The 21,105-nt window shown below is 63.1% G+C and carries 20 protein-coding genes and 1 pseudogene; 10 read left to right on the plus strand and 11 right to left on the minus strand.

What is annotated here, in order from left to right; genetic code table 11:
- Positions 1-103: 103 nt before the first annotated feature.
- Positions 104-2,185, minus strand: a complete 2,082-nt coding sequence (locus NKI58_RS30855; protein ID WP_352785988.1) for an ATP-dependent helicase — start codon at positions 2,183-2,185, stop codon at positions 104-106.
- A gap of 94 nt (positions 2,186-2,279) precedes the next feature.
- Positions 2,280-2,453 carry a hypothetical protein gene (locus NKI58_RS30860; RefSeq protein WP_023677660.1) on the minus strand — a complete coding sequence of 58 codons (174 nt, stop codon included), beginning with the start codon at positions 2,451-2,453 and terminating at the stop codon, positions 2,280-2,282.
- Between the two features lie 132 nt (positions 2,454-2,585).
- Between NKI58_RS30860 and NKI58_RS30865 the strand changes: the two genes are divergently transcribed.
- The 7 genes from NKI58_RS30865 to NKI58_RS30895 all read left to right on the plus strand — a co-directional run bounded on the left by NKI58_RS30865 (position 2,586) and on the right by NKI58_RS30895 (position 11,703).
- Positions 2,586-2,765, plus strand: a complete 180-nt coding sequence (locus tag NKI58_RS30865; protein ID WP_023677659.1) for a hypothetical protein — start codon at positions 2,586-2,588, stop codon at positions 2,763-2,765.
- A 448-nt stretch (positions 2,766-3,213) separates the two neighbouring features.
- Entirely contained in the window at positions 3,214-5,091 is a 1,878-nt protein-coding gene (locus NKI58_RS30870; RefSeq protein WP_352783915.1) for an ABC-F family ATP-binding cassette domain-containing protein, read from the plus strand.
- 213 nt (positions 5,092-5,304) lie between these two features.
- The gene (locus NKI58_RS30875; RefSeq protein WP_352854191.1) at positions 5,305-7,413 is read left to right on the plus strand and encodes a molybdopterin-containing oxidoreductase family protein; all 2,109 of its coding nucleotides are present in this window, start codon (positions 5,305-5,307) and stop codon (positions 7,411-7,413) included.
- Between the two features lie 56 nt (positions 7,414-7,469).
- Positions 7,470-8,168, plus strand: a complete 699-nt coding sequence (locus NKI58_RS30880) for a DUF2270 domain-containing protein (protein ID WP_352785994.1) — start codon at positions 7,470-7,472, stop codon at positions 8,166-8,168.
- A 171-nt stretch (positions 8,169-8,339) separates the two neighbouring features.
- The gene (locus NKI58_RS30885) at positions 8,340-10,541 is read left to right on the plus strand and encodes a cation:proton antiporter domain-containing protein (RefSeq protein ID WP_502896913.1); all 2,202 of its coding nucleotides are present in this window, start codon (positions 8,340-8,342) and stop codon (positions 10,539-10,541) included.
- A 372-nt stretch (positions 10,542-10,913) separates the two neighbouring features.
- Positions 10,914-11,153: a DUF680 domain-containing protein gene (locus tag NKI58_RS30890; protein ID WP_352786000.1), complete on the plus strand. Its 240-nt coding sequence runs from the start codon at positions 10,914-10,916 to the stop codon at positions 11,151-11,153.
- Between the two features lie 277 nt (positions 11,154-11,430).
- Positions 11,431-11,703, plus strand: a complete 273-nt coding sequence (locus tag NKI58_RS30895; RefSeq protein ID WP_352786003.1) for a DUF680 domain-containing protein — start codon at positions 11,431-11,433, stop codon at positions 11,701-11,703.
- Between the two features lie 108 nt (positions 11,704-11,811).
- Here the strand turns inward: NKI58_RS30895 and NKI58_RS30900 are convergent, their stop codons facing one another.
- The 8 genes from NKI58_RS30900 to NKI58_RS30935 all read right to left on the minus strand — a co-directional run bounded on the left by NKI58_RS30900 (position 11,812) and on the right by NKI58_RS30935 (position 16,804).
- On the minus strand, positions 11,812-12,327 hold the full coding sequence (locus NKI58_RS30900) for a SixA phosphatase family protein (RefSeq protein WP_352783901.1): 516 nt from the start codon (positions 12,325-12,327) through the stop codon (positions 11,812-11,814).
- 4 nt (positions 12,328-12,331) lie between these two features.
- Complete coding sequence (locus tag NKI58_RS30905) at positions 12,332-12,625, minus strand: type II toxin-antitoxin system RelE/ParE family toxin (protein ID WP_352616718.1); 294 nt, start codon at positions 12,623-12,625, stop codon at positions 12,332-12,334.
- Entirely contained in the window at positions 12,618-12,905 is a 288-nt protein-coding gene (locus tag NKI58_RS30910; protein ID WP_352616721.1) for a type II toxin-antitoxin system ParD family antitoxin, read from the minus strand. The genes NKI58_RS30905 and NKI58_RS30910 overlap by 8 nt, the downstream gene beginning before the upstream one ends.
- Positions 12,906-12,964: 59 nt before the next feature.
- Positions 12,965-13,672 (minus strand): phosphoribosylglycinamide formyltransferase, encoded by a 708-nt coding sequence (purN, locus tag NKI58_RS30915; RefSeq protein WP_352854193.1) that lies wholly within the window; start codon positions 13,670-13,672, stop codon positions 12,965-12,967.
- Positions 13,669-14,733: a phosphoribosylformylglycinamidine cyclo-ligase gene (gene purM / locus NKI58_RS30920; RefSeq protein ID WP_023677649.1), complete on the minus strand. Its 1,065-nt coding sequence runs from the start codon at positions 14,731-14,733 to the stop codon at positions 13,669-13,671. The genes purN and purM overlap by 4 nt, the downstream gene beginning before the upstream one ends.
- 109 nt (positions 14,734-14,842) lie before the next feature.
- Positions 14,843-15,250 (minus strand): hypothetical protein, encoded by a 408-nt coding sequence (locus tag NKI58_RS30925; RefSeq protein WP_352786010.1) that lies wholly within the window; start codon positions 15,248-15,250, stop codon positions 14,843-14,845.
- 136 nt (positions 15,251-15,386) lie between these two features.
- Entirely contained in the window at positions 15,387-16,019 is a 633-nt protein-coding gene (locus tag NKI58_RS30930; protein ID WP_352786013.1) for a hypothetical protein, read from the minus strand.
- Positions 16,020-16,159: 140 nt separating this feature from the next.
- On the minus strand, positions 16,160-16,804 hold the full coding sequence (locus tag NKI58_RS30935) for a glutathione S-transferase family protein (RefSeq protein WP_352786016.1): 645 nt from the start codon (positions 16,802-16,804) through the stop codon (positions 16,160-16,162).
- A gap of 200 nt (positions 16,805-17,004) precedes the next feature.
- On the opposite strand from NKI58_RS30935, the gene NKI58_RS30940 reads away from it, so the two are divergent.
- From NKI58_RS30940 to hdaA, 3 genes are read left to right on the plus strand one after another with little or no spacing between them, the layout of a single operon-like run.
- Complete coding sequence (locus NKI58_RS30940; RefSeq protein WP_023677645.1) at positions 17,005-17,562, plus strand: CDP-alcohol phosphatidyltransferase family protein; 558 nt, start codon at positions 17,005-17,007, stop codon at positions 17,560-17,562.
- On the plus strand, positions 17,534-18,760 hold the full coding sequence (locus NKI58_RS30945; RefSeq protein WP_352786019.1) for an AI-2E family transporter: 1,227 nt from the start codon (positions 17,534-17,536) through the stop codon (positions 18,758-18,760). Before NKI58_RS30940 ends, NKI58_RS30945 begins: the two co-directional genes overlap by 29 nt.
- A gap of 5 nt (positions 18,761-18,765) precedes the next feature.
- Complete coding sequence (gene hdaA / locus NKI58_RS30950) at positions 18,766-19,467, plus strand: DnaA regulatory inactivator HdaA (protein ID WP_352569823.1); 702 nt, start codon at positions 18,766-18,768, stop codon at positions 19,465-19,467.
- A 441-nt stretch (positions 19,468-19,908) separates the two neighbouring features.
- On the opposite strand, the pseudogene NKI58_RS30955 reads toward hdaA, so the two are convergent.
- A pseudogene (locus tag NKI58_RS30955) lies at positions 19,909-20,944 on the minus strand (GlxA family transcriptional regulator).
- Positions 20,945-21,105: the final 161 nt, after the last annotated feature.

Below are 21,105 nucleotides of genomic sequence, written 5' to 3' on the forward strand. Positions count from 1 at the left end.
AGAAACGCGGATCACGGCGCGAGGTTCCATGTTGCCGGGATTGTTTTTTCGCCGGCTCTGGGAGCGGTCGCCGGGCGAGCAGCGCCGACGTCGAGGCGGGTGCCTATTTCCACATGCCGCGCATGCGGGCGCCGAGGTCGACACGCACCTGCGGCTGGCGGCGCGGATCGTCTCTGGCCTGGACGCTGGACCATGCCACCTGCTCGAAGGCGCCGAGGATAGAGCGCGGGATGAAGCGCGTGCGCGAGGCATAGACATGGCGGTCGCCGCGCGCCGCCTGGCCGTGGACGAAAAAGCGATACGGCATGACCAGGTGCAGGCTGTCCTTGGCCCGCGTCATCGCTACGTAGAGCAGCCGCCGCTCCTCGTCGACGTCCTCCTTGCTGCCGACGCCGAGATCGATCGGGATGCAGCCGTCGACGGAGTTGAGCACGAAGACGTTCTTCCACTCCTGGCCCTTGGCCGAATGGATCGTCGACAGGATCAGATAATCCTCGTCGCGGTGCGGCGGGCCGGCCTCGTCGCTGGTCGCGTCCGGCGGATCGAGTGTCAGCTCGGTGAGGAAGCGCTCGCGCGACGCATAGCCGGAAGCGATCTGCTCGAGCTGCAGGAGATCGGCCCGGCGCGTCGTTGCATCCTCGTGGATACGTTCCAGATGCGGCTCGTACCAGAGCCTGACCTGTTCGATGTCGGTCGGCCATTTTTGCGCGCCGGCGCGCAGGCCGCTATAGAGCGCGACAAAGCCCGGCCAGTCGTCGGCGGCACGCTGCGGCGGCCGATAGCGGGCAAGCCCCATCGTCTCGTCAAGCGAATTTGCCATGGTCTCGACGATCGCATTGGCGGCCGAAGGGCCGATGCCCGGCAGAAGTTGCAGCACGCGAAAGCCGGCGACGCGGTCGCGCGGGTTTTCGGCAAAGCGCAGTACGGCCAGCAAGTCCTTGACGTGAGCTGCATCGAGAAATTTCAGCCCGCCGAACTTGACGAAGGGGATGTTGCGGCGCGTCAGCTCGATCTCCAGCGGGCCGCTATGGTGGGAGGCGCGAAACAGCACCGCCTGTGATTTGAGAACGGTGCCGGCTTCGCGTTCGGTCAGTATCGCCTGGCAGACGTAGCTCGCCTGCTCGGTCTCGTCGCGCACGCTGATCAGCTTCGGCTTTTCCGCAGATTTGCGCTCGGTCCAGAGATTTTTGGTGAAACGTTCCGAAGCTTCGCCGATCACCGCATTGGCGGCCGCCAGGATGGTCTCGGTCGAGCGGTAGTTGCGCTCCAGCATGACGACCTCCGCCGGCTGCGCGAACTGCTTCGGAAAATCCAGGATATTGCGCACTTCCGCGGCGCGGAACGAATAGATCGACTGCGCGTCGTCGCCGACCACCGTCAGCCCCGATCCGTCGGGCTTGAGCGCCGTCAGGATCGATGCCTGCAGCCGGTTGGTGTCCTGGTACTCGTCGACCAGCACATGGTCGAAACGTGCACCCAGATGCGCGGCGATTTCCGGCTCGCCGGCCATCTGCGCCCAGTAGAGCAGCAGGTCGTCGTAGTCGAGCACGTTCTGCGCCTGCTTGGCCTCGACATATCGGGCGAACAATTGTTTCAGCTGTTCGGCCCAGCCGGCGCACCACGGAAACACCGAACCCAGCACCTCGCCGAGCGGCGCCTGTGCGTTGACGGCGCGCGAATAGATCGCAAGGCAGGTGCCCTTGGTCGGGAAGCGGGCTTCGGTCTTCGAAAACCCAAGCTCGTGGCGGGCGAGGTTCATCAGGTCGGCGGAATCCTCGCGATCGTGGATGGTGAAGGCCGGATCGAGACCGATCTCCAGCGCATAATCGCGCAGCAGCCTGGCGCCGATGCCGTGGAACGTACCGGCCCAGCTCAGCGCATCGGTAATCACCGAGGCATCGCGCCCCAGCACCTCGCCGGCGATGCGCTCGACCCGCTTGGCCATTTCCGCTGCGGCACGGCGCGAAAATGTCATCAAAAGGATGCGGCGCGGATCGGCACCCCTGACGATCAGATGCGCGACCCGGTGCGCCAGCGTGTTGGTCTTGCCGGAGCCGGCGCCGGCAATGACCAGCAACGGTCCGGCGATCTTGCCGTCGCCATGTTCGACGGCAAGCCGCTGCTCGGCGTTGAGCTTCGACAGATAGGCCGGCTGGAAGGACGAATCACGGGCGGCGAGGTTCATCGCCCATCAAGCATCGTTTCTGCTTTGTTCGCAACGGTTTGCGGAGCCGGAATAGGGCCCGTGAGCGAAGAAGCCTTGCGGGCAGGCCTGTCGACTAACGCTCGGGCTCGACGCCCATCCTTGCCGATTGCCGCCGTAGCGCCTCGCGATCGTCCTGTGGCGGTGGCAACAGCAGCGGATCGAAATCGTCGGGCACCTCGTCGATCACTTTCTTGGCGACGCGATAGGCGACATAGACGATTGCCCCGGCGATGAGCAGACGGATCATGCCTTCCTCCATTGATTGTGGAGCAACCGGAGACGCGGCATTTTGTTCCCAGGCCCCTTGGCGAATGCAGGAACGACACCGGCCGCGCAACCAAATCGCCGACGCCTCGTTGTCGGGCGAGAGGAGACTGCGATGAAAAAGCGCTCAATCCTGCTGCTTATGGCAGCTCTGACTGTTGCGGGTTGCGACAACAATATCCAGCCGACCAAGGCCCCTGGCGACACGGTCGATCAAAACCCGCAGGTCGACAAGAATCCGGTGCCGAAGTCGACGACCGGCGGCGATCAGCCCGGCACGCCGCCGAAACAATGACCGCCTCAAATGGCGTCGGCGCCGGTCAAGGAAGGTGGCCGGCGCCGCTTGGGAGGAAGCTGATGGCGCCGGCCAGGCGGAGATCAGGCCCGCCGCACATCCAAGGATAGCCGAGTCTTTCCGCAGCGTCATGGTCGATAGCGTACAGACGGCACGCCCCTGTGGACAAACCTGCCGGCCACAGCAGCATTTGTTCATCACATAGTTCGTTCTTCCCAAGGAACAAACCGGGCTCCTGCGTGTTTGGATGTCGATCGGACGCTCCCAAGGCCGCCGTTCACGAAAGAGCCCGCTCTCCTTGTCCCCCCTCAGGATAGCGGGTTCTTTTTGCGTTTTGCGGGAAGTCGCGGCGCGGCGGGCTGACTTGCTTGCCGGTTTTCGCGCCTTATGCGGCGAACCGGGGCTCAAGCCCTTGCGAAGCATGGTTGTCCCGTGCAAAAGCCCGGCCATGCTGATCATCAACGACCTTTCGCTCCGCATGGCCGGACGCCTGCTTCTCGACCATGCCTCACTGACCTTGCCGGCCGGCAGCAAGGCTGGCCTTGTCGGCCGCAACGGCACCGGCAAGACGACCTTGTTCAAGGCGATCACCGGCGATCTCGCCTCCGAAACCGGCTCGATCAGCCTGCCCAAGAACACGCGCATCGGTCAGGTGGCGCAGGAAGCGCCGGGCACCGAGGAGCCGCTGATCGAGATCGTGCTCAAGGCCGATCTTGAACGGAGTGCGCTGCTCGAAGAGGAAAAGACGGCGACCGATCCGCACCGCATCGCCGACATCCACATGCGGCTGGCCGATATCGATGCGCACTCGGCCGAGTCACGCGCGGCCACCATTCTCGCCGGCCTCGGCTTCGACGACGCCGCACAACGGCGCCCGGCCTCGTCCTTCTCCGGCGGCTGGCGCATGCGCGTCGCGCTGGCCGCCGTGTTGTTTGCCGAGCCCGATCTGCTGCTGCTCGACGAGCCGACCAATTATCTCGATCTCGAAGGCACGCTGTGGCTGGAAAACTACGTGTCGAAATACCCGCACACCGTGCTGCTGATTTCGCACGATCGCGACCTGCTCAACCGCGCCGTCAACTCGATCGTCCATCTCGACCAGAAGAAGCTGACCTTCTGGCGCGGCGGCTACGACCAGTTCGAGCGTCAATACACCGAGCAGCGCGAATTGCAGGAGAAGGGCCGCGTCAAGCAGGAAGCCGCGCGCAAGCACATGGAATCCTTCGTCGAGCGCTTCCGCGCCAAGGCGTCGAAGGCGAGGCAGGCGCAGTCGCGCATCAAGGCATTGGAGAAGATGAAGCCGATCGCCGCGATCGTGAACGACGCGGTGCGGCCGTTCTCCTTTCCGGAGCCGGTGAAGTCGGTGGCCTCGCCGATCATTGCGCTGAACAATGTCAACGTCGGCTACACCGAGGGCGAGCCGATCCTGAAGAAGATGACGCTGCGCATCGATGCCGACGATCGCATCGCGCTGCTCGGCGCCAACGGCAACGGCAAGTCGACCTTCGCCAAGCTTTTGGCCAGCCGGCTGAAGCCGGAGACCGGCAGCATGACGGTGGCGCCCGGGCTGAAGGTAGCAATCTTCGCCCAGCACCAGCTCGACGACCTCAGGCCCGACGAAAACGCCTATGAGCATGTCCGCCGGCTGATGCCGGATGCGCCGGAATCCAAGGTGCGCGGCCGCGTCGCCCAGTTCGGGCTGACCACCGAAAAGATGAACACCGCCGCCAAGGATCTGTCCGGCGGCGAGAAGGCCCGGCTCCTGATGGGCCTGTCGGCGTTCGAGGGGCCGAACCTGTTCATTCTCGACGAGCCGACCAACCATCTTGATATCGACAGCCGTGAATCGCTGATCCATGCGCTGAACGATTTTCCCGGCGCGGTGATCCTGATCTCGCACGACCGCCATCTGCTCGAAGCGACCGCCGACCGGCTGTGGCTGGTCAAGGACGGCGCGGTTAATCCGTATGACGGCGATCTCGAGGATTACAAGACGCTGGTCACCGGCGTCTCCGGCGACCGCCGCGGCAAGCGCGAGGCGGACAAAGCGTCGAAGGCCGACCGCCGCCGCGATGCAGCCGCGCGCCGCGCCGCCTTCGAGCCGCTGGCCAAGGAAATCCGCGCCACCGAAGCGCTGATGGACCGCCTCCGCAAGCGCATCGACCTGATCGAGGACGAGCTCGCCAATCCGGCCGTCTACGAAAAGGACCCCTCGACCGCGACAAGGCTGGCCAAGGAGCGCTCACAACTCGCGCAACAGCTGGCCGGCCACGAGGAAAAATGGCTGTCGATGTCGGCGGAGTACGAGGAAGGCACGGCGGAGTAGGGGCAGCGTAATCTCCCCGCTCGTGGGTTCCCGCCAGCCTGACAGCCATTTGGAGCCGCCGGTCGTTGGAGTTTGATCAAGAGCGAGTCACACCGACGACGTAGCGATCCTTCACGCCCCCCTCTGTCCTGCCGGACATCTCCCCCACTTGGGGGGAGATTGGCTCGTCATCTGGCCCTACACCTGGTTGTCCAAAGCAGCTAGTTTGACCCCATGAATCAGCATGCCAAGCTCAAAATCGGCCATTCGGCCTGTCCGCATGATTGTCCGTCGACCTGCGCGCTCGAGGTCGAGCTGCCCGACGCCAGGCGCATCGGCCGCGTCCATGGCGCCAAGGCCAACAGCTATACGGCCGGCGTCATCTGCGCCAAGGTCGCCCGTTACGCCGATCGCGTCCATCATCCCGACCGCCTGCTGAAGCCGCTGGTGCGGGCCGGCGCCAAGGGCGACGGCGCCTGGAAGGAAGCGAGCTGGGAGGCGGCGCTCGATCTGGTCGCTGAAAAATTCATCGCGGCGGAGGCAAAATACGGCTCGGAGACGGTCTGGCCCTATTACTATGCCGGCACGATGGGGCTGGTGCAGCGCGACGGCATCGAGCGGCTCAGGCACGCCAAAAAATACTCCGGCTTCTTCGGTTCGATCTGCACCAATCTGGCCTGGACCGGCTGGATGATGGGCGCCGGCGCGCTGCGCGGCCCCGACCCGCGCGAAATGGCAAAGTCCGACTGCGTGGTGATCTGGGGCACCAACGCCGTGGTCACGCAGGTCAACGTCATGACCCACGCCATCAAGGCGCGCAAGGAACGCGGCGCCAAGATCGTCGTCATCGACGTCTACGAAAATGCAACGATGAAGCAGGCCGATCTCGGCCTGGTGCTGAAGCCCGGCACCGACGGCGCGCTGGCCTGCGCGGTCATGCATGTGCTGTTCCGTGACGGCATGGCCGACCGCGCCTATCTGGAAAAATACACCGACGATCCGCACGGTCTGGAAGCGCATCTTAAGACGCGGACGCCGCAATGGGCCGCTGACATCACCGGGCTTTCCGTCGACGAAATCGAGACCTTCGCCCGGCTCGTCGGCACGACGAAGAAGACCTATTTCCGCCTCGGCTACGGTTTTTCGCGGCAGCGCAACGGTTCGGTCAACATGCATGCCGCAGCCTCGATCGCGGCGGTCACCGGCTGCTGGCAGTATGAGGGAGGCGGCGCCTTCCATACCAATTCGGGCATCTTCAAGCTCAACCAGGAACTGCTCGAAGGCACACGGATGCGCGACCCCGCGATCCGTCATCTCGATCATTCGCGCATCGGCCCGGTGCTGACCGGGGCTGAGGATGCGCTCTATGGCGGCCCGCCGGTGACGGCGCTGCTGATCCAGAACACCAATCCGGTGAATGTCGCGCCGGAGCAGCGGCTGGTGAAGCAAGGTTTTCTGCGCGACGATCTGTTTTCCTGCGTGCACGAGCAGTTCATGACCGACACCGCCAAGCTCGCCGATGTGGTGCTGCCGGCGACGATGTTTCTCGAGCATGACGACGTCTACAAGGGTGGCGGCAACCAGCACATCACACTCGGGCCGAAGCTGATCGACCCGCCGGAAGGCCCGCGCACCAACCATTTCGTCATCGAGGAGCTCGGCAAGAGGCTCGGTGTCGCCGACCGTCCGGGCTTCGGCATGACCGAGCAGCAGCATATCGATATCATCCTGGGCAAGCGCGGGCTGGGCAGCTTTTCGAGCCTGAAAGAGCAGAAATGGGTCGATTTGCAGCCGGATTTCGAGGCGGCGCATTTCCTCGACGGCTTCGGCCATGCCGACAAGAAGTTCCATTTTCGCGCCGACTGGACGGGCCAGGCGTCGCCCAACCGGCCACCGAAAAGCATGGGCCTGTTCGGGCCGGTGGCGCGCCTGCCGGAATTCCCCGACCATGTCGACCTGATCGAGGTGGCGGACGCGGCGCACCCGTTCCGGCTGACCACCTCGCCGGCGCGCAATTTCCTCAATTCGACCTTTGCCGAAACGCCGGTGTCGCAGGCAAAAGAGCGCCGGCCGGAGCTGCTCGTGCATCCCGATGATGCGGCGGCACTCGGCGTCGCCGACGGTGGCCGTATCGAGGTCGGCAACCAGCGTGGCGAAGTGGTGCTGCACGCAAAACTGTTCGACGGCATCAAGCGCGGCGTCGTCGTCGCCGAAGGCATCTGGCCGAACAGCGCCCATGAGCGCGGCGAGGGCATCAACGTGCTGACCGGCGCCGATGCGCCGGCGCCCTATAGCGGCGCCGCCTTCCACGACAACAAGGTCTGGCTGCGCCCGGCGGATTGAGCGTCGGAACGATATCTCCATCCGGCCGTTTTCGCGTGGCGGGTGGAGGCATTGTCATGGCAGAAGTGTTGCCGGCGCCGGAACCCATCGGAAGGACACTGTCGTCCGGCGAACTCGTAACCACGATGTCCCACTTTCATCGCGCCGAGATTGCGCGCATGGCTGGGTGGCGTGACCGCCTGGACCGGACGAGCAACTGGGCGATAACCGTTGTCGCAGCCATGCTGTCCGTTTCGCTTTCGACAGCCAGCGCTCACCATGGCGTGTTGCTGTTTGCCATGCTGCTTGTTCTGCTGCTGCTGTGGATAGAGGCCCGCCGATATCGCTTCTTCGACTTCTATCGGGCTCGCGTGCGCCAGTTCGAACGGCACTATTTCGCGCAGATATTCTCGCCGCAGCCGGACTTCGCGTCCGATTGGCTGTTGATCGTCGGCGAGAGCCTGCGCGCGCCGAAATTCCTGATTTCGCAACGCGTGGCTTTGGCGCGCCGCCTGCGTCGCAATTACATTTACATGCTGCTGATTCTGCTGCTGGCCTGGATCCTCAAACTGTCGACCCCCAGTCTTCTGGCCGAAGGCGTCCGCATCGGCTTCGTCGGGTCGATGCGTGAGGCCGTCACCAGTGCTGCGCTGGGTCCCGTTCCTGGTGGCGCCATCGTCGTGCTGGTCGCCGTCCTCTATGCAGGCCTGCTGGTGACAGCCTTTCTGACAGAGAGCGACGACGGCGAACTCTCCTTCGGTGACGTTCACGTCTAGCAACGCAACGCCCTGTCGCGCGTTGTTGGACACGTGCATTTGGGCGATGGGGGTTTCATGGCTTGGCAGGCTCCGACACGTTCCAGCCTGGCGCTGCTGGTTTGCGCTTTCGTCCCCGCAGGCGCGGCCCGGGCAGCGGAGACGCTCGTTGCCGGGACCCGGGCCTCCGGCATGGGTGGTTCGGGCGAAGGCGCTTTCGTCGCCGAGATCGTGCTTCTGCTGCTTGTTGGGCGCGGCCTGGGCGAAGTGCTGCAGCGTTATGGCCAGCCGGCAATCATGGGCCAACTGATCGGCGGCATCCTGCTCGGTCCTTCGCTGTTCGGCTGGCTGTGGCCGTCGGCCCAGCACCTGATCTTTCCCAGTGATCCTGCGCAAAAGGGCATGATCGACGCCGTCTCGCAGCTCGGCATCCTGATGCTGCTTTTGCTGACCGGCATGGAGACGGACCTGCGGCTGGTGCGCCGGGTTGGCGCGGCCTGTTTTTCCATTTCGGCGACCGGCATCGTGGTGCCCTTCATCTGCGGTTTCGCGCTTGCGCAATTCCTGCCGGACGCACTGCTGGCTGACCCGACGCAGCGCACCGTCGCCGGGCTGTTCCTGGGCACCGCGCTGTCGATCTCGTCGGTCAAGATCGTCGCCATGGTGGTGCGCGAGATGAACTTCATGCGCCGCAACCTCGGACAGGTGATTATTTCCTCGGCAATCATCGAGGACACGATCGGCTGGCTGGTCATCGCCGTAACCTTCGGCATCGCCACCAATGGCAGGCTGCAGCTCGTACCGCTGGTGACCACCATCGCCGCGGTGGCACTGTTCATGGTGTTCTCCTTCACCATTGGCCGCCGTCTTGTCTTCACCTTGATCCGCTGGACCAACGATCAATTCCGCAGCGAGTTTGCGGTGATCACCATGATCCTCATCATCATGGGCGTGATGGCGCTGATCACCAACATGATAGGCGTCCATACCGTGCTGGGGGCGTTCGTCGCCGGCATCCTGGTCGGGGAATCGCCCATCCTCTCCAGCCATATCGAAGGCCAGCTTCGCGGCGTCATCACCGCGCTGTTCATGCCGATCTTCTTCGGCATGGCGGGGCTTTCCGCCGATCTCACCGTGCTCGCCAATCCAACCCTTGCCATGCTGACGGGCGCTCTCGTGGTCATCGCCAGCATCGGCAAGTTTGGCGGCGCGTTCATCGGCGCCAAGCTCGCCGGCATGTCGTTCAAGGAAGCAATCGCCGTCGGCAGTGCCATGAACGCGCGCGGCTCGACCGAGGTGATCGTCGCCAGCATCGGCCTGTCGATGAACATCCTGTCGCACAATCTCTTCACCATGATCGTCACCATGGCCGTGATCACCACCTTGGCCATGCCGCCCATGCTGCGCTGGGCGCTCGGCCGGCTGCCGGTTGGGCACGACGAGCAGCAGCGTGTCGAGCGCGAGGCGTTGGACGAATACGGCTTCATTTCCAGGCTGGAGCGGCTGCTGGTGCTGGTCGACGACAGCAGGATCGGCAAGTTCACTGCATATCTCGCCGGACTGGTCGGCGGAGGCAGCGGCATGCCCACCACCTTGCTTCAGCCGAAGGACGGCCGAATTGACAGGCCAACCGACAGCAAAGGACAGGAGCGCACCCTGAAGGAAATCAAGAAGGGTGCAAAAAAAAGCGCCCGGGCGGTGAAACGGATTGAAGATACGCTTGTCGGCAAAGTCCACCTGGCGGCCCGCACCGAATTGGAAGCCACCGGTGAGACGATCGCCGAAGAGGCCCGCAAGGGATACGGCCTGCTGCTGGTCGGGCTTGACAATGTGCTGACCGCCGATGGCGCCTTCGCGCCGGCCCTCAACGACATCGCCGGAGGATTTGACGGCCCGCTTTGCCTGGTCCTGAACGGCGGCAATGCTGGCGAAAAGATGCCGACGCTGAAGGCCGGCACCAGCATTCTCGTCCCCGTCAACGGTACCCAGGTGGCGCGTCGCGCCGCCGACTTGGCGCTGGCGCTGGCCCGTCCAAACCGGGCGCGGATCAAGGTTCTCTACGTCTCGCAAAAGGCAGCCAAGGGCCGCAGGTCGACATCGGTGTCGCATAGCCGCGAAGAGGCCGTCCTGAAAGACATCGCTGATCTGGCGGGCCGCTATGGCCTGCATATCGACACAGCGTTCCATACTCGCGTCACACCCGACAAGGCGATCACTCGGGAGGCGGCCAAAGGCGCGGCGATCGTCGTGATGGGCGTCACCCAACGTCCGGGCGAGGACCTGTTCTTCGGTGAAACCGCCGGCGCTGTTTTAGCCGCCTGCAACTGCCCCGTCGTGCTTCTGGCCAGCGTGCGGCCCAAGCACGACGCCGCTGGCGCTGAGCTGGCAGCGTGAATTTCACGGCGCCCGTCGGCAGGAATGTCGATCGAGCCTCCGAAAGCGCTGATCAGCCAAACGTAAAAGAACTCGAACCGAACGGTTCGGTTCTGTTGACAGAGAGTACAGGAAAGGGTGAACGCCGGCTCAAAGAATGTTCGCGCGGCAAATCACCACTGACCGCATAACTAGTTGAAAAGAAAGAAGAACATTGTGGCGAAAGGAGCTGCATGTCGAATTTCAAGCGGCCAATTTGGCGCACCCGTACAAAATTTTCGTGATTGGAAACGACAGACTTGCCGACCCATCTCGGGGTGGTCCGAGCGACGCGAATTCCTCCCGAGGCACGCCACTTGACGGACAGACCAAAGAACTACCGGAGTACCCGAAATGACCAAGCTCGCTCTTACCGCCGCCGCCGCCATCCTCGTTGCCACCGGCACTGCTTTTGCCGGCAGCGACCATTATGGCTCGGACAATTTCAACCAGCCGGCCGCTGCTGCTGCTGCCAACGTCGACAACACCTTCACCGGTTCGATCCGCAAGCCAGTTACTTCCGAGCATACCGGTGCCAAGATAATCTCCGAGTCGGTGGCGCCTGAATCCGGCCAAGGCATCTGGGGCCGCTGATTATCACGGCCCGCAACACAAAGAGCGGCGGGCTTGGCCCGCTACTCTTGCTTTCGCGTATCAACGGGCGTGTGCGCCGAATAGCATCTTGCGCCAATCGAATACTTTGATTTGCAGGTTTCATCTGTAGCCACAATCTCGGTTGCTGAAATCGTCCAGCAACGTGCACATCGGAAAAAGCCGGGTGCGTATTCGTCGGCGCGGACAGCGCTCTCATCTCGAATGCGTCGAAAGCAACGACAACTCACGAATGACCAGTACACTTGGAGTACCTGAAATGACCAAGATTGCTCTTACCGTCGCCACCATCGTCCTCGTCGCCACGGGCAGCGCCTTTGCAGGCAGTGATCACTATGGTTCGGACGGCGTCAACCAGCCGGCCGCGCCTGTTGGCGACGCGCCTGTCGGCACCATCGACAGCGGGTTTACCGGTTCCATCCGCAAGCCGCTGACGGCCGAGCACAACGCCGTCGACACCGAGGCGACGACCCGGTTCGGCACGGATCAACCCATAGTGCCCCAATCTGGCCGGGGTAATTGGGGCCGTTAGTTCCTTAACCGGGAGCACAAAGAGCGGCGGGCCTGGCCCGCCGCTCTTGTTTGGGCAAAGCCCGGTCGGTCGAAAGGATCGGCGATCCCCGGGCCTGTTGGTAAATCCCTAACGCAGATCCTTCGGCCAAATGCAGTGCGTCAGCCGGGCGCTGCCGAAGGTGAGACCGGCCCAATCGCCATCGACGTCGAACCGAGCCAGGGCCGCGGTGGGGTATTTTTCCGCCAGTTTTTTCAGCGCCGCTTCATCAGATCCAGCCCCGGCAAGACCGCGCGCGAACTCCTCCAACCCGGGATTGTGGCCAAGCACCAGCAGCGTTCCGGTCCCCGCCTTCACTTGCCGCACCTTGGCGAGGATGTCCGCCGCCGCTGCCTCGTAAAGCGCCTGGGCAAATTTGGCCTGCACCTTCGCCGGCAATTCCGCTGAGACCAGCCGCCACGTGTCGCGGGTGCGCAGCGCCGGCGACACCAGCGCCAGCTCCGGCAGCCAGCCGCGCCGGGCCAGTTCGCGCCCGACCAGTGGTGCTGCCTTCAGCCCGCGCGCGGACAGCGGCCGGTCGAAGTCGATGAGGTCGGGATCGTCCCAACTCGACTTGGCGTGACGCAGGAGCAGCAGTTGCTTCATGGATTCAAAATAAGGCCGAAGCGTCGCGTGCGCCATGCACGACGCGGACGATCTCGACCCGCTGTTCGGCCAGCTGATAAAGCACGAGATAATTGCCGATCGTCAACGCACGCACGTCGGCAGCGATGTCGGGCCTCTCGGAACCGGATTCCGGGAATGTGCCCAATTGCACGATGCGCTCGGCAATAGCATTCAAAAAGCGGTCCGCGGCAAGCGGGTTGTCCCTTGCAATGCCAAACCAAATATCGATCAGGTCGTCTTCTGCCGCCGGGCTGCGGACAATGCGGATGTCAGCCATTCCGCCGGTTTTTGCTGGTGTTGCCCAACCGGCTGCGGGCTTTCTGTTTTATGTTCTCGATGTCGAACGGCGCAAACGGACCGCTCTCCAGCCCTTCCGTCCAGGCTTTCCGCAACCGCTCCGCTTCGGCCTCGCGCAAGGGCTGGCGAAGCCGCCATTCGCGCAGTGCCTCGCGGATCACTTCACTTGCCGAACCGTACTGCCCGCTGGCCACCGCGCCTTTGACCATGTCCAGCAGTTCCGGGGAAAGCGCTACGCTGACTTTTTCGACTGTCGCCATCAAGCCGTCTCCTCACGAAAACGGTAGCAAAATTTGCTACCAAATTCAAGAACTGACCCTTACGGCGTGATCCGCGCCAGGTGCTCGAGATCGGTCTCTTCGCGCATCGGGTCGGGCGCGATCACCACCGACGTGGCGTTGTCGGCATCGTCGGCGAAGCGCGAAAACACCGTGCGGCCGCCTTCCATTCGCGCCTTACCTTCGGCGACAAGGCCCAACGCCAGCGGATAAAGTTGGTGCTCGGCCTTGAGCACGCGCGCGGCCAGCGTGTCCTCATTGTCGCCGACCATCACCGGCACGGCGGCCTGGGCGATGATCGGCCCGTCATCCATGTCGAGCGTGACGAAATGCACCGTGCAGCCATGGATGCGCATGCCTGCGCGGAGGGCCCGCGCATGCGTATCCAGCCCCTTGAAGGCAGGCAGCAGGGCAGGGTGGATATTGATCATGCGGCCCTGCCACTTCTCTACGAAGCGCGCGCCGAGGATGCGCATATAGCCGGCCAGCGCGACGATCTCGGCGCCGAACGACAAGAGGGCCGCATCGATCGCCTCGTCATGCGCTTGCTTGCTGGCATAGTCGGAGCGCGAAATCACTCTGGTGGCGATGCCGCGCGCCGCGGCGATGCCAAGGCCGGCGGCATTGGCGCGGTCGGACATGACGCCGACGATCTCGGCCGGATAGGCCGGGTTGCTCGCCGCCGCAACCAGCGCCGTCATGTTGGAGCCGCGCCCCGAGATCAGTACGACCGTCCGTTTCCTGGTCATAGGCCAATCGAGCCCCGATAGATGACGCCGGCATCGCGGCGCGGCACGATCTGGCCGATCGGCGTCACCGTCTCGCCGGCCTCCTGCAGAACGGCAGCGACCTGCGCCGCCTGGCCGGAGGCGACGACCAGGATCATGCCGATGCCGCAATTGAAGGTCCGCATCATCTCTTCCGGCGCGACGCCGCCGGTCTTGGCCAGCCATGAGAACACTGGCGGCACCTCGATGGCGCCGAGATCGAGCTCGGCCGAAAAATCCTTGGGCAGAACGCGCGGAATATTTTCGGGAAAGCCGCCGCCGGTGATATGGGCCAGCGCCTTGATGCCATGTGTGTTGCGGATCGCCTTGAGGATCGACTTGACGTAGATGCGCGTCGGCTCGAGCAGCGCCTCGGCCAGCGTCGCCTCGTCATTGAACGGCGCCGGATCGCCCCAGCCAAGGCCGCTTACCGCGACGATGCGGCGGACCAGCGAAAAGCCGTTCGAATGCAGGCCCGACGACGCGAGGCCGAGCAGCACATCGCCTTCGACGATGTCGTCGGTCGGCAACAGCTGGCCGCGTTCGGCGGCACCGACGGCAAAGCCGGCAAGGTCATAATCCTTGTCGTGATACATGCCGGGCATTTCCGCCGTCTCGCCGCCGATCAGCGCGCAACCGGCCTGCCGGCAGCCCTCGGCGATGCCGCCGACGATCGAAGCACCCTGGTCGGGATCGAGCTTGCCGGTGGCGAAATAGTCGAGGAAGAACAGCGGCTCGGCGCCTTGCACGACGATGTCGTTGACGCACATGGCGACGAGGTCGATGCCGATCGTATCGTGCTTGCCGGCATCGATGGCGATCTTCAGCTTGGTGCCGACGCCGTCATTGGCGGCCACCAGCACCGGATCGGTGAAGCCGGCGGCCTTGAGGTCGAACAGGCCGCCGAAGCCGCCGATCTCGCCATCGGCGCCCGGCCGGCGGGTGGCGCGCACCAGCGGCTTGATCTTCTCGACCATGAGGTTGCCGGCATCGATGTCGACGCCCGCTTCGGCATAGGTGAGCCCGTTCTTGCGCTTGCTCATTTCCGGCGCCTGCTCATCTGTTGCGCTTGCCTGTCGCTGGTTTCATTCGCTTGCGGGCTCTTCGCATGAACGGTTTTGCCCCGCAAGGCAAGCGCGTGATGATGGTGTTTCAGTTGGATAACGGCGGAACCGGGCGTGATACACTCCAACAGTAAAAAGAAATCCCTGCCAGAATTGCGGCGAGGCCTCCGACGGTGGCAAGAGACCTGATCTCACCGTCGAAGGGCAGGGTCCCATACGAGAAGCCGGCGGCGACCAAAGCCGCCGCGGCAGTCCACAGACCTGGATTTGCAGCGACTGACCTTGAGAAAACGAACGCGACGACAGCGGCGGTCAGCCAGAGGGGCCAAGAGACGACCACGCCTACGGCCAGATAAAGAGCGAAGGTCGAAAGAAGATCCTGCGCTGCCACGTTGCGGTGCGAGGCTCCGAAAAATGCGAAGACCAAAAGACTTTCCGTCAGTCCGGCCAGATAACAAAGCGTTACTCGCCAAGCGATTGTGATTCTCTGCGCCATCGTCATTCAGCAGTGGGGAAATAGGCTGTCGCTTCACGGGCTCTTCGGATGAACGGCCGCACCTCGCAAGGATGACGGCGGGATCAGACGGTCTTGGCTCGACAAAGGAGTGGACAGTCGCCCAAGCTGCCCCCCCTTATGGACGCCCCTCTCGTTCCGCCAGAACCACGTCGACGCGGTCGAGTTGTGCCTTGGCGTAGCCGCTCAGCGCTATTCCGCCATTGTTCGTTCGAATCCAGTGCACAGCCTGCTTCACCCGCTCGTAGTGCCCAAGTTCGATTTCGCAGGCAATCAGCGCGAGGATTCGAACTGCGAAGGGCTGTGTGAATTCGTAAGGTTTGTCGAGCAACTCGCTATGTCCGGCGACGTAACTGGCGAGGTCCGGGTTCTGAGCCCTGATCCGTCGCGCCAGCTCGACATATTTCCCCAGCAACCTATCTATGCTCGTCTGGTCAAGGTGCTCAAAGTAACGAGCATAAGCTTTCAGCTCATTGTTAAATATCGTTTCAGGATGAAACTGCGACAGTCCGGGCCAGATCCATTTTTTGCCGTACAGCCTTTCAAGCAACGGCCTGACGGTAAGAAAGTCCAGGTAAACGAGCATGTTCAAATGAACATCGCCATGGCTTGCAGTAAAGGCCTCTTCGAGAATCAGGCTGATATCGTCGCTCCGGTCGACTTCGAAGACGCCTTTCCGGATGCGGCGAAAGCCATGTCCGGTCATGAACGTATCGAGATACTTACGCGCTTCGCCAACGGCCAAAGACAAGGTTCCACTCCCTCTTTGTTGCGCATCGTGCCTTGCTAGCGGCCTATTAGTCCATCCACTGCGCGCCTTGTTTCCTAACGGCCAAAGGATAGCGCGCTTCGGGCTCGCTTCCATTTGGTTAGTTCAACGCTGGCTATTCTTCACGCCCCCTCTGCGTTGATTGCAAATTGCGCGGCGAAAGCCCGGATATAAGCCGGCCGAGCTTCCCCGCGCGCTACATAGGCAGCCAAGTTTTGATATTCGTCCAAAATGCCTGACATTCTTAGTCGCAGCAGCACCGATACCATCAATAAATCGCCTGCGCTGAACGTATCATCGAGCCAGTCGGCGACGCCCAAGTGGGCCGAGAGTTTGTCCAGCCGAGCGCGAACACGGTCCTTTACCAACGGCAAGCGCTCCTCGCTCCAAGGCTTGTCACGTTCGAATATTCTTGCCGTCGTTAATTCGAGGATCGGCGGCTCGACGGTGTTAAGTGCGGCAAACATCCACGTGATCGCACGCGCGCGGGCATTGCGATCCTTCGGCAGCAATCCCGCATGCTGCTCAGCAAGATGAAAGACGATCGAGCCGGTCTCGAACAGCGAGAGAGAACCTTCCTCATAGGTGGGGATCTGGCCGAAGGGATGGATGGCCAGATGTTCAGGCGCCTTCATCTCTGCGAAGGAAACAAGACGAACCTCATACGGCTGCCCCACTTCTTCGAGCGCCCAGCGAACGCGCGTATCACGCGCCAGTCCCTTGCCGCCATCGGGCGATCGTTCAAATGCTGTGATAGTGATTGTCATCGCGTCCGTTTCCTTGCCTGGGCGAATTCTTCGGCTTCCTATCGTGAGACGAATGAGTTTCCCCGAAATCGACATTGGTCTTGAACTATTTCATTGCTGGCGCCCTCGTGGGGAGATTGGCAGCTTCGGTGTCGCTTCTCACTTGCCGTAACCCTCCATCTCCATCATGTATCGACAAACAAGAGCGACGGGATATGCGTTTGACCATCCCCAACATGATCACGATCATGCGCTTCGTGCTGGTGCCGGCCGTGGTGCTGGCCATGCTGCAGGAACGCTGGGACTGGGCGTTTGCCGGCTTCCTCATTGCCGGCATTTCCGACGGCGTCGACGGCTTCATCGCCCGCCATTTCAATCAGTTTTCCAGGCTCGGCGCCTATCTCGATCCGATGGCCGACAAGCTGCTGCTGGTCTCGGTTTTCGTGGTCCTGGGCTTCAGCGGCGAACTGCCGCTGTGGTTGGTCGTTACCATGGTGTCGCGCGACGCACTGATCGTCTGCGCCGTGCTTTTATCCACCGTCATGGCGCATCCGGTCGAGATGAAGCCGCTCCTGGTGTCGAAGGCCAACACCGCGATCCAGATCGTGCTGGCGGCAGTGGTGTTGGGCGAACTCGCCTTCGACATCCGTCTCGATCCGCTGAGGCCGGCCCTCATATTGCTGTCCGGGGTCTTGACCGTGGCTTCGGCCGCGGCCTATCTCGTGGCTTGGCTGAGGCATATGAGCGGCTATGGCGAAGGCTCCACACCCGGCACCTGAACACGGGGCACCTGACCACCGGGCACCTGACGAACGGTCCATCGACGCCGAGGCCGAAGCCGCGGCAGCGGAGGCTGCGGCATCGGCGTCGTTTCGCCGCCAGATCCGCTTCTGGCTGGTCAGCGCCATCATCCTCGCCGTCTTCCTTTATGTCTTCAGCGGCATCCTTCTGCCCTTCGTTGCCGGCATGGTGCTCGCCTATTTCCTCGATCCTGTGGCCGACCGGCTGGAGCGCCTCGGCCTGTCCAGGCTGATGGCGACGGTGGTCATCCTGATCGCCTTTATCGTCGTCCTGGTGCTGGCCGTCGTCATCCTGGTTCCGGTGCTCGCCTCGCAGATGGCTGATTTCGCCAGCAAGCTGCCGGACTATCTGACCCGGCTGCAGAGCCTGATCACCAGCTTCGACCCGAAATGGCTGGAAGAAAAATTCGGCGTCGACGCCAACGGTCTGCGTGAAGGCTTGAACTCGCTGCTGACCTCCGGCTTCGGCCTCCTGACCACCGTCTTCACCTCGATCTGGAGCTCCGGCGTGGCGCTGGTCTCGGTGGTCAGCCTGTTCGTGGTGACGCCGGTCGTCGCCTTCTACATGCTGCTCGACTGGGACCGCATGGTGGCAATCGTCGACAGCTGGGTGCCGCGCGACTATGTCAAGACCGTCAGGGCGATCGCCAGGGACATCAATACGGCAACCGCCGGCTTCGTGCGCGGACAGGGCACGCTGTGCCTGGTGCTGGGCGCCATGTATGCCACCGGCCTGACGTTGACGGGCCTGAATTTCGGCATCCTCATCGGCCTGTTTGCCGGGCTGATCTCGTTCATCCCCTATGTCGGCTCGCTGACCGGCCTGGTGCTGGCCGTCGGCGTCGCCTTCGTCCAGTTCTGGCCGGACTGGACCATGATCGCGGCGGTGGCCGGCGTGTTCTTCGTCGGGCAGTTCATCGAGGGCAATATCCTGCAGCCGCGGTTGGTCGGCAAAAGCGTCGGTCTGCATCCGGTGTGGCTGATGTTTGCGCTGTTTGCCTTCGGCGCGCTGTTCGGCTTCGTCGGCCTGCTGATTGCCGTGCCGGCTTCCGCCGCCGTTGCCGTTCTGGTGCGTTTCGCCATCGCCCGCTATCTCGAATCGCCGCTCTACAAGGGCCATGCCGACGAGCCGGTGCCGCCGCTGCAGGTGCGGCGCCGCGGGGGCGCGCGCGGTTGAGCCAGATGCCGGACAAGATCGATCCGCCGCGTCAATTGCCGCTCGATCTAGGCCACGGCACCGGCTATTCGCGCGACGAGCTCGTCGTCTCCAGCACCAACAGCCAGGCGGCGGCGCTTGTCGACCGCTGGCCGGACTGGCCGTCGCCGGTTGTCGTGCTGGCCGGGCCGGCCGGCTCGGGAAAAACCCATCTGGCCTCGATTTGGCGGACCCGCGCCGACGCCGTGAAAGTGGAGGCCGGCCGCATCGGCGACTGCATCGAAAACCTCGGTGCGCATCCGGCCCTGATCGACGATATCGATGCCGAACCGATCGATGAGCACGGCCTCTTCCACCTGATCAACGCGGTGCGCGGCGCCGGCTCGAGCTTGCTGTTGACGGCGCGGCGCTTCCCGTCCGCCTGGGGCGTCAGGCTGCCCGACCTGGCGTCGCGGCTGAAGGCGGCGGCTACCGTCGAGATCCACGAACCCGACGATCTTCTGCTGGCCGGCGTCATCACAAAGCTGTTCGCCGACCGCCAGGTCGAGGTCGAGCCGCATGTCGTGCAATATCTGGTGCGCCGCATCGAGCGCTCGCTGGCCACTGCCATGCGGGTGGTCGAACGGCTCGACCGCACCGCGCTCGAGCGCAAGACGCCGATCACCCGCGCCCTGGCAGCCGAGACGGTCAGCGCCATGGACGAAGGGCAGGGCGAGTTCGAGATTTGACGATTCCAGTTCCGCCACTGTCCCATTTCGGGAACAAAAGCTGGCATCTGTCTTGCAGCAAAGAGCTTGCCGGCTAATCCCGGTCCTGATTGCGTATCAAATCAGGTAGTAGGCTCGCCGGGAGATGGGTGGTTGGGGTTCTCTTCCCGGCGAGCTTGCCATATGCGGCGATCCGACCAGTCGCCTTGAAGTGTGATTTTCTCGCCAGCTGATAGCGATATTCTCAACGCTGTCGGTCTTGCCTGGAAATAATATCGGCGACGTATTTTGATCGAGAGCCGTCCCACCCGCAGGCCGTGCATCGGCCGCTTTCGAAATTATGTTCGCAGTTTGGATATCCATAGAGCAGAGATGCGCATTCGGCACATAGACTGGCCATTGCGCTGCTGTCGGAAAAATATGTGCTGCCGCACTCATCGCAGGTCGCGATTGGTCGGTCCGTCATTGCTCTAGCCTCGCTACCGTTTCAGACCGATCGTCTCCCCCTAGCGCCGCTTGTTCCACGCCAAAGCGCCGGCGGTAATCGCCAGGCACGAGGCCGGTTATCCTGGCGAATACCTTGCGGAAGGAGCCGGGATCGTCATAGCCGACCTCCCAGGCGATGGTCGATCGCTCGTATCGTGGTTTCCAGCATCTCGCGCGCCTTGCCGACCCGCAGGTGCTGACAATATTCGGTCGGCTTGAGGCCGGTGGCGCTGCGGAAGCGCCGCAAAAAAGTCCGCTCCTCCAGCCCGGCGTGATCGGCCATGGCGCCAAGCGTCACATCGCGCGCGCCGTTCGCCTGCAGCCAGTGCTGCACCTTGAGAATCGCTTCGTCGCCGTGGGTCAGCCGCGGCGCAAACGGACTGTAAAAACGTTGCTCGCGGCCCGGCGGGTCGACCAGCATGAAACGCGCCGTGTCCATCATAACGGCTGACCCGAGCACCCTGTCCACCAGCTTCAGGCCGAGATCGGTCCAGGCCATGTAGCCGCCCGCGGTGATGATGTCGCCATCGTCGATGACCAGCCTGTCGGCGTCGAGCAGGATGTCGGGAAAGCGCAGCGCCAGCGCGTCGCGATAAGCCCAGTGCGTCGTCGCCGCACGGCCGGACAACAGGCCGGTTTCGGCAAGCACGAAGGCGCCGGCGCAGACCGAACCGAGCGTCGCGCCTGCCGCATGACGGTCCCTGAGCCAGCCGCCATAGGGCGCGGCCGCCTCGCGAGGGATCGGCTGCAACAGGGTCGGCGGCAGGATGATCATGGCCGGTCCATTGCCCCGGGTTGGACCGCTGTCCCCGGGCTCGCTGTCGAAAACGCGGATGACGGCGCCCTCCTGCAGCCGCCAATGACTGACGCGAAGCCTCGCCGCCTCCGGCGACCGCTCGACAGCCAGCCGGTTTGCCAGCATGAAAAGATCGGTCAGGCCGAGCACGGCTGCTTCCTGCACGCCGGGATACAAGACAAGGCCGATTTCGATCAGATCACGCGCAGCCGTCATTTGTCAGTTTTGCCACGTTGAATGTCCGTTTTGCCAATGCTCACCCTGACCGCACTGTTATAATTTGTCCAGCTGATGGAGTGCGCCCCTCGGACCGGACGGGATGAACAAGCAGAATTGACTTGGAAGCCGGGCTTTCGAAGGATGGAAGCCCATGGTGA

The sequence above is a fragment of the Mesorhizobium sp. M0522 genome (assembly GCF_040321085.1).
Classification (GTDB): domain Bacteria; phylum Pseudomonadota; class Alphaproteobacteria; order Rhizobiales; family Rhizobiaceae; genus Mesorhizobium.

Bases quoted from the DNA above. Each gene is read 5' to 3' on its own strand.
- NKI58_RS30855 (WP_352785988.1), bottom strand. From the start codon at position 2,185: ATGAACCTCGCCGCCCGTGATTCGTCCTTCCAGCCGGCCTATCTGTCG.
- NKI58_RS30860 (WP_023677660.1), bottom strand. From the start codon at position 2,453: ATGATCCGTCTGCTCATCGCCGGGGCAATCGTCTATGTCGCCTATCGC.
- NKI58_RS30865 (WP_023677659.1), top strand. From the start codon at position 2,586: ATGAAAAAGCGCTCAATCCTGCTGCTTATGGCAGCTCTGACTGTTGCG.
- NKI58_RS30870 (WP_352783915.1), top strand. From the start codon at position 3,214: ATGCTGATCATCAACGACCTTTCGCTCCGCATGGCCGGACGCCTGCTT.
- NKI58_RS30875 (WP_352854191.1), top strand. From the start codon at position 5,305: ATGAATCAGCATGCCAAGCTCAAAATCGGCCATTCGGCCTGTCCGCAT.
- NKI58_RS30880 (WP_352785994.1), top strand. From the start codon at position 7,470: ATGGCAGAAGTGTTGCCGGCGCCGGAACCCATCGGAAGGACACTGTCG.
- NKI58_RS30885 (WP_502896913.1), top strand. From the start codon at position 8,340: ATGGGTGGTTCGGGCGAAGGCGCTTTCGTCGCCGAGATCGTGCTTCTG.
- NKI58_RS30890 (WP_352786000.1), top strand. From the start codon at position 10,914: ATGACCAAGCTCGCTCTTACCGCCGCCGCCGCCATCCTCGTTGCCACC.
- NKI58_RS30895 (WP_352786003.1), top strand. From the start codon at position 11,431: ATGACCAAGATTGCTCTTACCGTCGCCACCATCGTCCTCGTCGCCACG.
- NKI58_RS30900 (WP_352783901.1), bottom strand. From the start codon at position 12,327: ATGAAGCAACTGCTGCTCCTGCGTCACGCCAAGTCGAGTTGGGACGAT.
- NKI58_RS30905 (WP_352616718.1), bottom strand. From the start codon at position 12,625: ATGGCTGACATCCGCATTGTCCGCAGCCCGGCGGCAGAAGACGACCTG.
- NKI58_RS30910 (WP_352616721.1), bottom strand. From the start codon at position 12,905: ATGGCGACAGTCGAAAAAGTCAGCGTAGCGCTTTCCCCGGAACTGCTG.
- purN (WP_352854193.1), bottom strand. From the start codon at position 13,672: ATGACCAGGAAACGGACGGTCGTACTGATCTCGGGGCGCGGCTCCAAC.
- purM (WP_023677649.1), bottom strand. From the start codon at position 14,733: ATGAGCAAGCGCAAGAACGGGCTCACCTATGCCGAAGCGGGCGTCGAC.
- NKI58_RS30925 (WP_352786010.1), bottom strand. From the start codon at position 15,250: ATGGCGCAGAGAATCACAATCGCTTGGCGAGTAACGCTTTGTTATCTG.
- NKI58_RS30935 (WP_352786016.1), bottom strand. From the start codon at position 16,804: ATGACAATCACTATCACAGCATTTGAACGATCGCCCGATGGCGGCAAG.
- NKI58_RS30945 (WP_352786019.1), top strand. From the start codon at position 17,534: ATGGCGAAGGCTCCACACCCGGCACCTGAACACGGGGCACCTGACCAC.
- hdaA (WP_352569823.1), top strand. From the start codon at position 18,766: ATGCCGGACAAGATCGATCCGCCGCGTCAATTGCCGCTCGATCTAGGC.